The organism is Pseudanabaena sp. CCNP1317, from assembly GCF_034931345.1.
Classification (GTDB): domain Bacteria; phylum Cyanobacteriota; class Cyanobacteriia; order Pseudanabaenales; family Pseudanabaenaceae; genus Pseudanabaena; species Pseudanabaena galeata.
In genome coordinates this window covers 28,172-42,016 of sequence record NZ_JAYGIF010000017.1, presented here as the reverse complement: position 1 = coordinate 42,016, position 13,845 = coordinate 28,172, and the positions used below count along the sequence as shown (strand labels likewise).

General features: G+C 41.9%; 16 protein-coding genes. 12 read left to right on the top strand and 4 right to left on the bottom strand.

Annotation, left to right across the window (positions count from 1 at the left end):
* Positions 1 to 321: 321 nt before the first annotated feature.
* The 11 genes from VB775_RS07905 to VB775_RS07855 all read left to right on the top strand — a co-directional run bounded on the left by VB775_RS07905 (position 322) and on the right by VB775_RS07855 (position 7,744).
* On the top strand, positions 322 to 774 hold the full coding sequence (locus tag VB775_RS07905) for a hypothetical protein (RefSeq protein WP_281008395.1): 453 nt from the start codon (positions 322 to 324) through the stop codon (positions 772 to 774).
* A gap of 289 nt (positions 775 to 1,063) precedes the next feature.
* A complete protein-coding gene (locus tag VB775_RS07900) occupies positions 1,064 to 1,309 on the top strand; it encodes a GlsB/YeaQ/YmgE family stress response membrane protein (protein WP_281008394.1) in 246 nt (81 codons plus the stop codon).
* Between the two features lie 102 nt (positions 1,310 to 1,411).
* Positions 1,412 to 1,924: a hypothetical protein gene (locus tag VB775_RS07895; protein ID WP_281008393.1), complete on the top strand. Its 513-nt coding sequence runs from the start codon at positions 1,412 to 1,414 to the stop codon at positions 1,922 to 1,924.
* 190 nt (positions 1,925 to 2,114) lie between these two features.
* Complete coding sequence (locus VB775_RS07890) at positions 2,115 to 3,152, top strand: hemerythrin domain-containing protein (RefSeq protein WP_281008392.1); 1,038 nt, start codon at positions 2,115 to 2,117, stop codon at positions 3,150 to 3,152.
* A gap of 131 nt (positions 3,153 to 3,283) precedes the next feature.
* Complete coding sequence (locus VB775_RS07885) at positions 3,284 to 4,009, top strand: ferritin-like domain-containing protein (RefSeq protein WP_281008391.1); 726 nt, start codon at positions 3,284 to 3,286, stop codon at positions 4,007 to 4,009.
* Positions 4,010 to 4,060: 51 nt separating this feature from the next.
* Positions 4,061 to 4,960, top strand: a complete 900-nt coding sequence (locus VB775_RS07880; RefSeq protein ID WP_281008390.1) for a ferritin-like domain-containing protein — start codon at positions 4,061 to 4,063, stop codon at positions 4,958 to 4,960.
* 277 nt (positions 4,961 to 5,237) lie between these two features.
* On the top strand, positions 5,238 to 5,996 hold the full coding sequence (locus VB775_RS07875) for a hypothetical protein (protein ID WP_281008389.1): 759 nt from the start codon (positions 5,238 to 5,240) through the stop codon (positions 5,994 to 5,996).
* Positions 5,997 to 6,105: 109 nt separating this feature from the next.
* Positions 6,106 to 6,273, top strand: a complete 168-nt coding sequence (locus tag VB775_RS07870) for a YqaE/Pmp3 family membrane protein (protein WP_281008388.1) — start codon at positions 6,106 to 6,108, stop codon at positions 6,271 to 6,273.
* 60 nt (positions 6,274 to 6,333) lie between these two features.
* Positions 6,334 to 6,690: a phage holin family protein gene (locus VB775_RS07865; RefSeq protein ID WP_281008387.1), complete on the top strand. Its 357-nt coding sequence runs from the start codon at positions 6,334 to 6,336 to the stop codon at positions 6,688 to 6,690.
* A gap of 294 nt (positions 6,691 to 6,984) precedes the next feature.
* The gene (locus tag VB775_RS07860; protein WP_281008386.1) at positions 6,985 to 7,416 is read left to right on the top strand and encodes a hypothetical protein; all 432 of its coding nucleotides are present in this window, start codon (positions 6,985 to 6,987) and stop codon (positions 7,414 to 7,416) included.
* Between the two features lie 37 nt (positions 7,417 to 7,453).
* Positions 7,454 to 7,744 (top strand): hypothetical protein, encoded by a 291-nt coding sequence (locus tag VB775_RS07855; protein ID WP_281008385.1) that lies wholly within the window; start codon positions 7,454 to 7,456, stop codon positions 7,742 to 7,744.
* 207 nt (positions 7,745 to 7,951) lie between these two features.
* Here the strand turns inward: VB775_RS07855 and purE are convergent, their stop codons facing one another.
* The 3 genes from purE to VB775_RS07840 form a co-directional block, all read right to left on the bottom strand.
* The gene (gene purE / locus VB775_RS07850) at positions 7,952 to 8,473 is read right to left on the bottom strand and encodes a 5-(carboxyamino)imidazole ribonucleotide mutase (protein WP_281008384.1); all 522 of its coding nucleotides are present in this window, start codon (positions 8,471 to 8,473) and stop codon (positions 7,952 to 7,954) included.
* A 241-nt stretch (positions 8,474 to 8,714) separates the two neighbouring features.
* Positions 8,715 to 10,574, bottom strand: a complete 1,860-nt coding sequence (locus tag VB775_RS07845; RefSeq protein WP_281008383.1) for a serine/threonine protein kinase — start codon at positions 10,572 to 10,574, stop codon at positions 8,715 to 8,717.
* Between the two features lie 92 nt (positions 10,575 to 10,666).
* Entirely contained in the window at positions 10,667 to 11,743 is a 1,077-nt protein-coding gene (locus tag VB775_RS07840) for a BLUF domain-containing protein (protein ID WP_281008382.1), read from the bottom strand.
* A gap of 424 nt (positions 11,744 to 12,167) precedes the next feature.
* Here VB775_RS07840 and rpiA point away from each other — a divergent pair, with 424 nt between their 5' ends.
* A complete protein-coding gene (gene rpiA, locus VB775_RS07835; protein ID WP_281008381.1) occupies positions 12,168 to 12,881 on the top strand; it encodes a ribose-5-phosphate isomerase RpiA in 714 nt (237 codons plus the stop codon).
* Positions 12,882 to 13,080: 199 nt separating this feature from the next.
* On the opposite strand, the gene cbiT is transcribed toward rpiA, so the two are convergent.
* Entirely contained in the window at positions 13,081 to 13,680 is a 600-nt protein-coding gene (gene cbiT, locus VB775_RS07830; protein WP_281008380.1) for a precorrin-6Y C5,15-methyltransferase subunit CbiT, read from the bottom strand.
* Positions 13,681 to 13,845 lie beyond the last annotated feature (165 nt).

Genomic DNA, 13,845 nt, shown 5'->3' with positions numbered 1-13,845 from the left:
GTGTGAGAATATTAGCTACTTACATTGGTTTAGGAGGATAGTGATTTTAAGCTGAAATCACTATTTTGATAGGTGTAGTGTATCCATTTTTGGTGTTTCTTCACTTTTGGTTCAACACTTCTGGATCAAACAATTGCCTGTTAGCTTCAATATTGACTCAGGAACTAAACACAAAACGTTAGGTGAAACAAATGAATCATATCTTAGAAAAGAGCAAGGCTATTCATTTTAATAGTCCATAGTCCCGTCACTGCGATACTGAATGGTGTCAAGAAAGGACATCTTTTCGCTTGTGGTTTCGCGCTAGTTTTGATGTTACAAGTGACCTTTTTTAGTTCTGGGGCGATTGCAGCTCCCTTGGCTGGTTTCTTCGGCGACAAAGTTGAAGAAGTAACGCAAGGTGTGAAAACTGACATAGCGATCGACAAAGCCGCAGGTATCACTAAAGAAATCGGTCGCGATCTTCGTGATGGAAGAACTGACAAGGTGATTGACAAACTAGCTGACACCTCTAAAGACTTTGCTAAAGAAGCAGAAAAACGCGCTAAAGACTTAGCTAAAAATGTGAAAGAAGGTACCAAGGAAAATATTGGTAAAGCTCAGGATATGGCTAAGGATGCTAAAGGCAAAGTTGGCGAAGGTGTAGAGAAAACTAAGAATATGGTAGGCGATCGCGCTAATGAAGTTAAGGAAAACACCAAAGGTTTACCTGACGAAGCTGAGAACAATGTTGATGGTGTAATTGACTCTGTTAAAAACTTCTTAGGGCAGTAAGTACCTCGGTTTAATAAAACCAAGAACCCAAATAAGCGGAATCGCCCGCTTTGCGGGCGATTCCGCTTATTTGGGTTTTATATTTAATTATTCCTACCTACTTAACACCAATTCAAAGAATGGTAATGCCATTTTTGGAATTTTAAAAAATGACTGAGTTTATTTTCTAATTCCCTAAAGGATTTCACGTTTCAAGGAATTGCATAAATTCAAAAAAGATAGGTGACTGGAAACTTAGCCTATTCTCTTCATTCACAAATACTGGAAATGGATACACGGAGAAAATCTAATGGAATTTATTTGGTTTATTTTGATCGGACTAGTGGCCGGAGCCTTAGCTGGTCAGATAGTTCGCGGCGGTGGCTTCGGTGTGCTGGGCGATATTATTGTTGGTATTGTCGGCGCATTATTAGGTGGTTTCCTATTTAACACCTTTGGGGTCTCTACAGGCGGCGGATTGATTGGAAGCTTGATCGTGGCAACTATTGGCGCAGTAGTTTTACTATATGGAATTCGCCTTGTTAAAGCTTCTTAGAAGCTATTAAAAAGGAGTGGAAGACTACTCAGAGAGCAGCACTTCACTCCTTCAAACTCAAACAGATTAATTATTTACAAGTATTTACAAGGACAAGCTGAAATGACTAATAGAAATGTCAATAGAGATGTAAATCCTGCTGATCAAAGTGATGCCAATCTCGATCCAATTTCTGGAGAAGTGGGATCACATCCTTTAGGAACAGGTGTGGGAGCCGCAGGGGCTGGCACTGTAAGCACAGTTATCGGTGGTGCAGTTGGCGGCCCAGTTGGAGCTGTAGTTGGTGCTGTGATCGGTTCAGTCGTTGGCGGCTTAGCTGGTAAGGATGTCGCTGAGCAAGTTAATCCTACTTTTGAAGAAACTAATTGGCAGGAGACTTATACTTCTAGTACCTATGCTGATTCAGACAAAACCTACGAAGATTATCAACCAGCCTATCGCACTGGCTATGAAGGTTACGATCGCTATGGTCAAAGTGGTCGAACCTATAACGAAGTTGAGACAGATTTGCAGCGTGATTATCAAGCAAATCAAACTGGAAGTTTACCTTGGGAACAAGCTAAATATGCAGTGAAAGATGCGTGGGATCGTGCTGCTCAAGCATTTAAACGATAACTTCGTTTGTTGACTACTTGTTGATTACTTCTCAATCTAGAAATGAAGCGTAGTAGAGCATGAGTTCTATTACACTTTATTTCATAGTAAAGCAAGTTCATCAAGTCACTCAAGTAGTTGGACATTCCAACGTCATGATTTCTTTATAGAGAACTAATCGTCTCTTAACTATACATAAGGATTAACGTCAATGTCAGTAACACTCGAAGATAACAAACGTACAGCGATCGCTGTTAAATTGGCGGACATGAAAGCAACACAAAATTTGCTGATTGCCAATGAGAAAAGTTTAATCTCAGCTTGCCCAGATCGAGAAATCACTAACCGTTTAGAAGGATTTCTCAGAGATGATCAGAAGAATCTGGGTGTCATCGACACGGTGATTGTTCAGTATGGAATTAAAGCTGAGCCAAATCCATCAATTCAGAAAGAGTTTGAAGATCTTGGCAAGATGATGCAAGATACAGACCTCACTTTGTTTGAAAAGGTTGCCAAGCATGAGCTTCTCAAACACACTCAAGCAATGGCAGGAGTTCTTGTTCACAAGGCTGGGCAAGTCGTGGGAGCCGATATCGCCGTAGCGATCGCTCCTCTCAATGCGGTTAACTTTGAAAATCGTGGTCATGAGGAGCAACTCAAAGGGATTATGGAATCTCTCAGCACTATGGAGCTAACTGGCAAGCCTTCTGACAGTGGACTATGGTCAAGGGTACAGGATACGATCGCGGCTCTGAGTGGTCTTGCTGGCAGCATCATCACTCGTAATGATAGTGAGATAAATATTTGTGATCTGATTCGACTCGATCACGTCAAGATATACTCTCTGCTCTCTCAGATTAAAGCCACCGACGATCCTGACAAGCTAGAGGAATTTTTTGGTCAAGTCTACCAAGATTTGTGCGCCCACGCCGACGCTGAAGAGAAAGTTATCTATCCAATTGTTCGTCAATACTACAATAACATTCAGAAGTTGTATGACGAACAAGCGGAAATGAAGCAAATGCTTGAACGAATCAAAGCCATGGACTGTGACGATACGGTGGCTTTTAAAGCTGCGGTAGAGCTTCTAGCAACGGCTGTAAATGACCATGTGCTAGAAGAAGAGAAAGAACTATTTCCTCGTATTCGTAGTAGTTTTGGCGACGACCAACAGAAGCAACTCGCCACCGATTTTAAAACTGCTAAGAGTGAGATTCAAGATCAGCGACTAGTATCAGCTTCTCAATAGAGGCGCTAGAACTTGTGCCACCTCTTCAGGGTTTGGGTGCAAGTTCTTAAAAGCCTATGGCGTAAGCTGCGCCATAGGTTTTGGATTCAGATACTGCGATTATATCCGTCACTATTTAGGAGAGATTAACTATGATTAGCGAGAAGATGCCTTCTACCTCTCGACGTTCCCTGATCAAATGGGGAATTTATGGAATAGGTGGTATAGCGATTGGAGCTATGCCTCAAGCCATCTATGCCCAGTCAAACAGTCGTGGCAAAATGCTCACCTTTAATGCTAATGATATTGGCATTCTTAACTTTGCTTTGCTATTAGAAGAACTAGAATCTGTCTTTTATGCAGCCGTAGTTAGTTCGGGTAAAGTTACCAATAGTCGAGAACTTGAATATATGAAATATTTGGGCGCTCAAGAAACTGCCCATGTAAAATTCCTTCGTAATGTTCTAGCTAATCAAGTTCTATTTACGACTGAAGATTTAAGTTTTAATTCCTCTAGCCTCAATGATATTCTCGCTAATCGCGATCGCATTTTGAATGCCGCAGTTACACTAGAAGATCTGGGTGTTCACGCCTATAACGGTGCTGGTACAAGTATGACTAATCCCACATTTCTCCTTGCAGCGGGTTCAATTGTTTCAGTTGAAGCGCGTCACGCCGCAGGAGTGAGGGCGCTCATGAACAGACCAGTGACAGAACCAGACAGCGATCGCTTAATTAGTGATGCAAACTTGAATTCAACCCTAAATCCATTTAAAGGTAAGGCTTACGACGAGCTATATACCCCTAAACAGATTGTGGCAATCGTGAGTTCGCTAAATATACTCAACAACCCTATTGGCGGGACTCTTGTTAGCTAGAGGCGATACACCACACTTGCGAATACACTCATGCAAAAGGATGCAGCTAAGATGACCACCTACTCCCCTAATTTGAGAATGAAGCTTAAAATTATTGCCGATAGTTTTAAGCATATTGGTAGTAACGCATTACTTCCTTTAAAGCTTTGTTTTGCTTTTATCCCTTTTCTATTTGTGTTCTTATTCTTTAGGCCCTCTTCATCAGCATATGCTCAGAGTACAGTTTTGAGTCCTAGACAAGTAGTAGAATATGCGCTTACTTTAGAGAAACTTGAAGCTGACTTTTACCAACGAGCCGCAATGGCAACAAGGAATGGCGGATTAGCATCAGCACCTCAAATTGCCAAGGATGCGATCGCCTCTTATGGTGCAGATGAGAATCAACACGTAGTCGATCTGTCCGCCGTCCTGAGTTCTATTGGCGGCAATCCTGAAGCAATTACCCTTCCACAGAATCCCAACTATAGTGCAATCTTAGGTCGTGATCCCTTTGCTAACCCTGCGGATTTCCTATTGGCAGGGCAATATGTCGAAGATTTGGGCGTAGCTGCATACAAAGGACAAGTACAGAACTTACTTGCCGCAGGTGATACTGCTAAACCGATTTTAGCGGCGGCTTTGGCAATTCATAGTGTAGAAGCTCGACATGCTGCGGGTATAAGATTCTTACGGGAGACTTTGCTAGGCGAGGATGTCCGTCCTTGGATATCTACCAATGCCAGCAACAGAGAAGTTATCTACAATGAGAATCGAGAAGGTTCTCTGATCCCCTTTAATCTTGATGCTTTTGATGGCTATGCAACTAGTGACGAAGTACTTGCCCTAGTTACACCAATCTTAAATGGAACTCCGCCATCTAATGCTCAACCTGTTGAAGAAGTGGCTCCAACCACAACTACTGAACCAACAACAACGAGTGAACCATCAGCGCCAGTTCGCGGCTTATGGTAAGGGGCTGTTTCTAGATAGAACTGAAACGACAAGCAATATTAATACCAACTTTGCTTAGGACTTAATCTCTAAGCAAAGTTGAAACTAAATTTGTCCTAATTTGAGGCGTGATAAGTATCTAATCGCGTAGAAATCTATGGTCTTTCATTTGTTTAGACTTCTAAAAGCAAGCATTTTAAGTTTGAGTATAGCTTTAGCCTTATCTACCTGTTCTACCATTGCTCAAACTGAGATCAGAAAAAGCATCAATCCCACCCATAAATTGGAAGTATCAACTATGTCTAATCTGGTTAAAGAAAAGATTAAAACTAATCTTGAAAAGGCAAAGAGCCAAGGCAGTATTCGATCTGAACATATTCGCGAAATTGTCAAAGATGCAGTTGCCCAGACCATCGCTGAGCTAAAAGAAGGCTCAGGTGAAATTGGCTTAATTGTCAAAGATGCGGTCTCTACAGTAATTGCTGATTTTAAGGGAGGTGGCAAGGAAAAGACAGAAAACATCACTGCTTCTATCGAAGGCGCGATCGCAGGAAGTACCCATGAGCGTCAACAGGCGATCGCGGAGCGACGAGTGAGACTGTTGGCGATTCAAACTCAATTGGATCAACAGCAGGAAGAGTTAGATAGGGAAGCCAGCGCCATCATGATGGATATCAAGGCAGTGGAATTACCAGATACTAATCCTGAAGAAATTAGTCTAGCGGTCAATACCTATCAAGAACGTCAAGAAGTGGGGATTTTGCAGGAGCAGTACGTCAACCTCAAATCACAAATGACAAATCTAGATCGGAAATTAGCGGATCGTTATGGCGATCGCTATCAAGAGATTAAGCTGCAATGGGAAAAAGCAAAAACATGGTATGACCAGAAAAAAGTTGAAGCAGAAGCCAGTGGAGCTCTTCCTTTACAACAGAAACAGGCTGAAATTGAGACTAATGCGGGCGAACTTGGTTCCGTAGTAGCTCGTAAAGAGGAACAGATCAAACAGGGCTTAAAAGAAATTTGGAAAAGCAAAGATTCTGTCTCTAAGCGCTAATTCTCAAAGCGCTAATTTTCAAAACATACAGTTTGTTTCTTTGGGAATGTGGTGCAGGCTTTGACCGCACTACATTCCCAAAGAAACAGTAAATTTAAGAGTAATCAACATGAAACTAATTCTAGGCATTCTTCTTCCCCCCCTTGGTGTTTTTCTAACTTACGGATTTAGCACCACTCTATTAATCAATATTGGACTCACTCTATTAGGGTGGGTTCCTGGCATTATTCACGCTGTTTGGGCGATCTCTAAACAGGGCGAGCAGACAAATAATTAGATTTGCTCGATTTGCCTTCTTTCCTAACTATCAAATTACCATTACTCTAGGTTGAAAACTATGATTGGATACTTTCTGACTATACTAGCAACTGCTTTGGGACTTCTCATTGTCGATCTAATTGTTCCTGGTGTGGATATTTCTAACTTTCCTTCGGCGTTACTAGCTGCGATCGTAATTGGTTTGGTCAATGCCTTCATTAGACCAATTTTACAAGTCTTGTCACTACCCCTAACTTTCATTACTCTAGGATTGTTTTCCTTCGTTGTGAATGGAATATTGCTATGGCTTGCCTCAGTTATTGTTCCTGGATTTACGATGAATGGTCTCTTAGCCTTTATCCTAGCTCCCATCGTTCTATCTTTTTGCAGTACTTTCCTTAATAAATACTTTGCAGAGAGAAGAACTGGTAGTTAATTCCAAAGCATAAAATGGCTACGCTATTTTATGCTTTTAAAACCCTTACTGGGTTTGCTTTTTAATTCACAAAAGTATGGTAATACTTTTGTGAATTTGTATAGAAAGCTATTTCAGAATTAATTTCTGGTACGAAAAGCTTTAAGAGTTGCCCCTCAATTTCTTACCCCCCTCTGTCCCCCCTTGAAAGGGGAGAAGTCTAAGTTCTCCCCCTTTCAAGGGGGAGTTAGAGGGGGTTCTAAATTCTTATATCACTACAGGAATAAACAGCGTGAAAAACGAAGGAAAAGCCAGATGAACATTTTTCGCAATGCTCGAACCGCAATAGTAGCGATCGCTCTAATGTTGGTTTTAACTTTCACAACTGCTTGCGGATCTCCTCAGGCTGCTAATCCAGTAAAACTCAATCAGAGTTCAGATTACAGTCAAATAGCCCGAGGTAATTCAGCCGCAGGGAAAGATTATGGTAATTGGGTGATGCAGACTAGTAAAGGCTTAATTAAAGATGCCTATGTCCGCGACGGTAATAAATTAGGGGTCGTAATTTCACCTCAAGTTCTACCCTCAGATGTAAAGCCCTTAACTCAATCGCTAACCCAAGGATTTCGGAACACCTTCCCAAATCAAGATTTAACCGTTTTGATTTATGCGCCTGACAAAAAATTGATTTTAACAGTTCGCTATGACTATCAATCTAGACAAATTGATTATCAGCAAGCAAGTTAATCCTGCATGATTCATCTATATTTTTATCGAGATAACCATGAGTAATCAAACCCTAACCATTACCAACTTCGATGATAATTACTGGCGACAGAATTACAATTCTCGTCACTATATTGAGAAAGGAGCTACCTATGAAGGCTATCAATTAGCCTATCAGATAGGACATGAAGGTTGCGATCGCTATTTTGGCAAAAGCTTTGATGAAGCAGAACCCGAACTCAAGCGTGATTATGAAGCTCTCTTAGCCCAAAAGAGTGGCACAGGAATGGCTTGGGATAAAGTCAAAGATGCAGTTCGGGATGCTTGGGATCAGGCTGGAACTACGTAACAACAGTTAAGAAATGGCTACGCCATTTCTTAACTGTTGTTACGTGGAACTCAGATGATGAACCTCTTGCTGCTAGCGTAACAGGGCAACCACGGGGGGATTGCCCCTACCTGAATAATTCCTGTTTCGTAGGGGCTGTGCCACAGGGCAAGCCTCAAACCTTTGAGATCGCAGGAATTCTATCTGCGAAAGGTGCGTTACATCACACTACATTTGATGCAAATATTTTTCACTTCCTAGTTCATCTAGCTTATCTTGCTTTTCCATCACGATATCTTTTAGCGATTGACGATAAGCAATTACTTGTTCAAGAAGTTGAGGGTCATGGCTAGCGAGAATCTGAACTGCTAAAAGTCCTGCATTATCAGCATTACCGATCGCCACAGTTGCCACAGGAATTCCCTTGGGCATTTGCACAATCGAATAGAGAGAATCAACGCCGCTAAGTTGTCTAGTAGAGACTGGCACGCCAATTACAGGCAAAGGCGAAAGCGCCGCTACCATTCCTGGTAAGTGAGCAGCCCCGCCCGCTCCTGCAATAATTACTTTAATTCCTCGCATATGGGCATTCTTCGCAAATTCCACCATTCTTTCAGGAGTGCGATGAGCAGAAATAATCGCGACTTCGTGGGGAATATTGAACTGCTGACAAATTGCGATCGCGCCTTGCATGGTTGGTAGGTCAGAATCACTACCCATAATGATGCTGACTTGTGGTTGATTTTGCATATTCTCGGCTTTTATATAAATGGAATTATAGTAGGGGCTTAGCATTTGCGCCACAATTTTAAAACTCATCACAGAAATATCGATCCGCAAATGCTAAGCCCTCTGTGCTTTTACAGACAATCTATCCCTGCGTTGCGAGGTTTTGGGCAGAGCATTCCCAAAGGAAGGTTATCTAAAAATTTATAGATTGTGACAGGAATGCTTTGCCCCTACAGTTCTATTCTATATATTTATACGCGGATTACTGTCTCTGTGTTTCACTGATTTGCCATTGTTTAGTAGATTCATTCCAGACTAGAGACATACGAAGAGTCTCAGGAAAAATAGCTTTGTCTTTGCGGTAGGTGAGATCAATATCGATGATCGCTGACTTCTCATTAATTTCAACAAGACGCGATCCATTAACTGAGACTTGATCAACAGTTCGCCACCAGTCCGTAAAAGTGTTAAAGCCACCAGCCCGATCGCGTTGAAACTTGGGTGTGAGATTTTGCCATGCGTTTTGAAATTGGCGATCGTTAATGAGACTGTAATAGTCTCTGATTGCTTGTTCTGGAGAGGGTCTAGTTGGTGTAGGAGTTGCGGTTGGCGTTTTTGATGGAGTTGCGGTTGGCGTAGGTGTAGGCGAAGCAGTAGGTTGCGGTAAATCGTTTTTAGAAATTCTCTGGACAGGATCTTTGGCGTTAGGACTAGCAAAAGCGCAATAGGCATCATCTACAAATTTGATATGTTCATTGAGTTTAGTCTTGCAGCTTTCAAGATCTTGAAACTGTCCTGTATAGACTTGCTGAAATTTATTGCTTCCTAGATTGGGATAGTCAGGTATCCAGAACAAGCCTGCATCTGTATATCCTAAAGACTTTAATTTTTCCACTCTGAGATTGGCTTTTTCTTTATCCTCAAAAGCAGAATCGGCAAGAAAATAAAATGGTGTTTTGGTAACAGGCTGATTAGCAGGAAAGATTTTATTCCATAAGGCCACTATGCCGCCATTTTGCGAAACAACTACGCCTAAAGCGATCGCTGCCCCAACTGCTCCACCGATAATTACCGTTACTAATAACTGACCAAAGATCTTTTTCTTGGGATTTTGTTGGGGTTGATAGACATAGACAGATTGATCGGGAACCGTTGGTGGTGTATAGCCTCTAGGTGTTACGGCGACGGTCTGCATATTCGACAGGGCTGGAGATTTGGGAACTGGTTTAGGAGGAGATTGATTGAGTATTTGCGTTGGGCGCAATGCTTCTAGCATCTCTCTCGCTGAGCTATAGCGATCGCGTGGATCAAACTGCAACACCTTCGCAAATATGGCTTTTAAATCTGTACTAATTCCCTGCACAAGCGGCTGCCAAAGAACTTCGCCTGTTTGTGGATCAGTGCCGAGTTCCTGTGGATATTTCCCCGTCAGCGCGAAAATTGCTGTCATGGCAAGACTATAAAGATCACTAGCAAAAAAGGGTCTACCAGCCGCTTGCTCTGAAGCCATGAATCCTGGTGTCCCGATCACAATCGAATGTACTTGCTGCACTGAACTACGAATTGTGCTGACATTGAGAGTTTCTTTAACTGCGCCAAAGTCAATTAGAACTGGCTCACCCGAACGCAAAATAATATTGTCAGGCTTGATATCTCGATGAATAATGCCGCGATCGTGCACATAGATTAGCGTTTGCAGAATGCTCATTAATAATTGTCTGACTGCATCTTCATTCCATTTGCCACCGCGTTCAATTGTTTCGGTTAAAGTTAGTCCATCAATCCATTCTTGGACTAAATAGAATAGTCCATTTTCCGTAAAGTTTGCATAGAGTTTGGGAATATAGCGACTCTCTTCTCCCAATGTTTCAAGAACGGCTGCTTCACGATGAAATCGTTGTTGCAATAATTCGTACATTTGCGGATTGTCAGCAACAGGTTTAAGTTGCTTAATTACGCATCGACGGTTGGAGGGCACTTTGGTGTCTTCAGCCAAATAGGTTTCCCCAAAGCCGCCACTGCCTAGGACACTAGTGACGCGATAGCGGTTATCTAAAAGGTTTGACATCATGGGGTTATATTCATCGCTACTAGCGATCGTACAGCATACAGCGCTTTGCATTGTAGTAAAACCTAATATATTTTCTAAACCCGTTGCAAAGCAACGCTTTCAAAAAATGTATAGCAGGTGGCGCGAAGCGCCACCTGCATTTACTACACTAACTCTGGGGTTTGACTGCCAATTAATTCAAGATGTTGCTTAATTTCTTGTTTTAGCTTCTGAAAGTCTGACTTTTGGAAAGTTAAGACATCATCAATCGAATAAACTTCGACGATCGCCTCTTTCCCTTTTGCTTTAAAATCTCCTAGTCTTACAGGTCGCCAGCGATCGCTTAGTCCCTCACGTACAGATGCCGAAAACACCAAAAATCGATTTAACTGTCTGGTCAGTGCTTCAATCCTTGAGGCAACATTAACCGCATCACCAATAACTGCATATTCTTTTTTAGTTTGAGAACCAATATTTCCTTCTAATACGGTTCCTTTCGATAATCCAATGCCAATATAGAGAACTCGTAATGGACTATGAGCAGATGCCTGACTGCGTAATATTTCTAGTTCGGCTAGTACCTCTAAACTCGCTTGGATCGCTTCATCGGCACGATCGCCATCAAAATACGCCATTACACAATCACCAATAAATTTCGTGACTTCGCCACCTTTAGCTGCGATCGCTTTAGTACAGATTGTAAAAAATTGATTGAGTAAATCCACAACGTCAGTTACTTCTAGTTTTTCAGTGATGCTAGTAAAACTAATGATATCGGCAAAGAAAATTATTTTTTCTGTATATCGCGGTGTAAGTGTGAGTGGATTAATTCCATTCTCAATGGCTTGCAAAACTCCTGATTGTGTATAGCTGGCTAAAATTGTTTGTGATTCGCCTAAAGTTTGCAGCAAAATCTTGATTGGTTGTAATAAAATATCGTTATTTTCATCAAGAACGATTACTTCCATTGACCAATCGGGAAAGCGTCGTTGCGATACATTTAGCTCGGATTTGAGGCAGAGAATCTGATTATGACGATCGTCTTCTAAGATTTTTTTATAAAGTCTGTCAATTCTATCTTCTTCCCCTTCTAAGATCTGAAAAAATATGCCGCCACAGCATAGTAAAACTCCCGTAATACCTTCTCTAGAGTTATTTGTCTGCGAAATAGTACTAATGCTTTCAATCTCTTTCTTGGTAAGCGATCGCGCAAACTTACTGATATAGGTTAGCCTTTTCATAAAACTACGATATTAGGGATAGCGAAAGAATGCAATTTCTGTAACTCTAAATAAAAAGTCATCTTCTAAGTCCCGCCCACGTTATTTGTAACTCAAATGACGATAGCAGTGTAATCAGCCATACGGCGTAACTGCTTTGATGCTTCCCCACCCTATAGCGATCGTGTAATTAAATGATTTGAGAGAGTGCGTCCCTTCAGAATGCAATCTCTCAAATCATTTAGGATTGTATCATATAACACATTTCATTTAGACAGTTTCTCAGTCGCTGCTCACAGGTTGCGATAGGATTAAAATTAGGGACACGCAGTAAAGTAAAGAACCGATTTTTAGTAGCGAGACTTTGCCCCGCTACTAAAAATCGGATTCTTTATGAAATCGCAGAACCTTTACTACTTTTAAGTTTATAAATAAGTATTTCCCCATGAGTATTTCTGCTGAAGATATTAAAAAGTTAAAACAAGAAGTTGGCATTGCGGCAGCGCAACGCGTCAAGTCAGGTATGGTAGTTGGTTTAGGTACTGGTTCCACAACTGCTTTTGCGATCGAGGAGCTAGGACGACGCATTTCCGCAGGCGAGCTAACCGATATTGTCGGTATCCCCACTTCTTTCCAAGCTTCAGTTTTGGGCAAAAAATATGGGATTCCTATCCGTAGTCTTGATGATGTCGATCGCGTGGATGTAGCGATCGATGGTGCTGATGAAGTTGACCCCAATAAAACCTTGATTAAGGGAGGTGGTGCTGCTCACACCCGTGAGAAAGTTGTCGATTCCCTTGCCGCATTATTTATCGTCGTTGTCGATGAATCGAAGTTAGTAGATAAGCTTGGCTCTACTTTTGCAGTACCTATTGAAGTTTTGCCGATGGCAGTTGCCCCCGTCACTAGAGCCGTAGAAAAGCTAGGTGGTAAAACCGATCTACGCATGGGTGTCAAAAAAGATGGTCCCGTAATTACCGATCAAGGCAACATGGTTTTAGATGTCACCTTTGAGGCGATCGCAGATGCTGCTGAACTTGAGAAAACCTTGAACAACATCCCTGGTGTAGTCGAGAATGGTCTATTTGTCGGTGTTACCGATCTGATTTTAGTTGGTGAATTCAAGGACGGAAAACCTCAAATTCGCGAAATCTCCTAACCACTCCCTAACCCTCCCCTTGCAAAGGGGAGGGAACCAAATTTCTAGTTTCCCCCCTTTGCAAGGGGGAATTAAAGGGACGTGAGTTCGATATAGCCATTTGCGGCGTGCAAAGCACGCCGCAAATGGCTAAAAATGGTAAGAATCGCTTAGCGATTCTTACCATTTTTAGCTTTCGTCGAACTGACGTTAAAGGGGGTTACAGTTTTTCGCCGCTAATAATAAACATCGGGCTAACGGCGGCGAAAACTTGACGGTTGCCGCGAGTTTCTAAGCGGTTTACTGAAGATTGCACTACTTCTACATTTCGCGCTTGTAGTTTGGCAAAACTTTCAGAAATTGCATACAAACCCTCAAGACTATTCGTAGTTGCGATCGCCCTGCCATCAATCTGCAAACGATCCCAACAATATTCCAGAATTTCCGATACCGATCGCCCACCTTCGATACAAATGCGATCGGGATTTGTCGTCAAACTAGTCAAGCACTCTGGCGCACTACCGATTTTAATTTCAACATTATTCACCGCAAATTTCTGGCAATTCTTAGCAATCAATCCCGCCACATCTTCATCACGCTCGATCGCCACAATTTTCCCCTTAGGACATAGCAAACCCGTCTCAATGGGAATTGTCCCAGTACCTGCGCCAATATCCCATAGTACCGAGTCAACCTTGAGCCGCAATTGTCCGATAATTAACAACCTTGTTTCACATTTGCTCATCGGGATTCCTGGCAAGCGATCAAATAATTCGTCAGGAATGCCAGGGGTGACATAGGACCAAATAGGTTCAGACATGAGCTTTCCGCACGGGATGATTAAACATGATAAATAATAGCGTTTTTCTAACCTAAAAATTAAGGATGAATTTAGCTGTTATGGATTAAGTAAGGCAGATTCATCAAAAAATTTCTATTGATTTGTCTAAGATAGCGTGAATTCGATATATCCATTTGCGGCGTG

Bases quoted from the DNA above. Each gene is read 5' to 3' on its own strand.
- VB775_RS07900 (WP_281008394.1), top strand. From the start codon at position 1,064: ATGGAATTTATTTGGTTTATTTTGATCGGACTAGTGGCCGGAGCCTTA.
- VB775_RS07895 (WP_281008393.1), top strand. From the start codon at position 1,412: ATGACTAATAGAAATGTCAATAGAGATGTAAATCCTGCTGATCAAAGT.
- VB775_RS07890 (WP_281008392.1), top strand. From the start codon at position 2,115: ATGTCAGTAACACTCGAAGATAACAAACGTACAGCGATCGCTGTTAAA.
- VB775_RS07885 (WP_281008391.1), top strand. From the start codon at position 3,284: ATGATTAGCGAGAAGATGCCTTCTACCTCTCGACGTTCCCTGATCAAA.
- VB775_RS07880 (WP_281008390.1), top strand. From the start codon at position 4,061: ATGACCACCTACTCCCCTAATTTGAGAATGAAGCTTAAAATTATTGCC.
- VB775_RS07875 (WP_281008389.1), top strand. From the start codon at position 5,238: ATGTCTAATCTGGTTAAAGAAAAGATTAAAACTAATCTTGAAAAGGCA.
- VB775_RS07870 (WP_281008388.1), top strand. From the start codon at position 6,106: ATGAAACTAATTCTAGGCATTCTTCTTCCCCCCCTTGGTGTTTTTCTA.
- VB775_RS07865 (WP_281008387.1), top strand. From the start codon at position 6,334: ATGATTGGATACTTTCTGACTATACTAGCAACTGCTTTGGGACTTCTC.
- VB775_RS07860 (WP_281008386.1), top strand. From the start codon at position 6,985: ATGAACATTTTTCGCAATGCTCGAACCGCAATAGTAGCGATCGCTCTA.
- VB775_RS07855 (WP_281008385.1), top strand. From the start codon at position 7,454: ATGAGTAATCAAACCCTAACCATTACCAACTTCGATGATAATTACTGG.
- purE (WP_281008384.1), bottom strand. From the start codon at position 8,473: ATGCAAAATCAACCACAAGTCAGCATCATTATGGGTAGTGATTCTGAC.
- VB775_RS07845 (WP_281008383.1), bottom strand. From the start codon at position 10,574: ATGCAAAGCGCTGTATGCTGTACGATCGCTAGTAGCGATGAATATAAC.
- VB775_RS07840 (WP_281008382.1), bottom strand. From the start codon at position 11,743: ATGAAAAGGCTAACCTATATCAGTAAGTTTGCGCGATCGCTTACCAAG.
- rpiA (WP_281008381.1), top strand. From the start codon at position 12,168: ATGAGTATTTCTGCTGAAGATATTAAAAAGTTAAAACAAGAAGTTGGC.
- cbiT (WP_281008380.1), bottom strand. From the start codon at position 13,680: ATGTCTGAACCTATTTGGTCCTATGTCACCCCTGGCATTCCTGACGAA.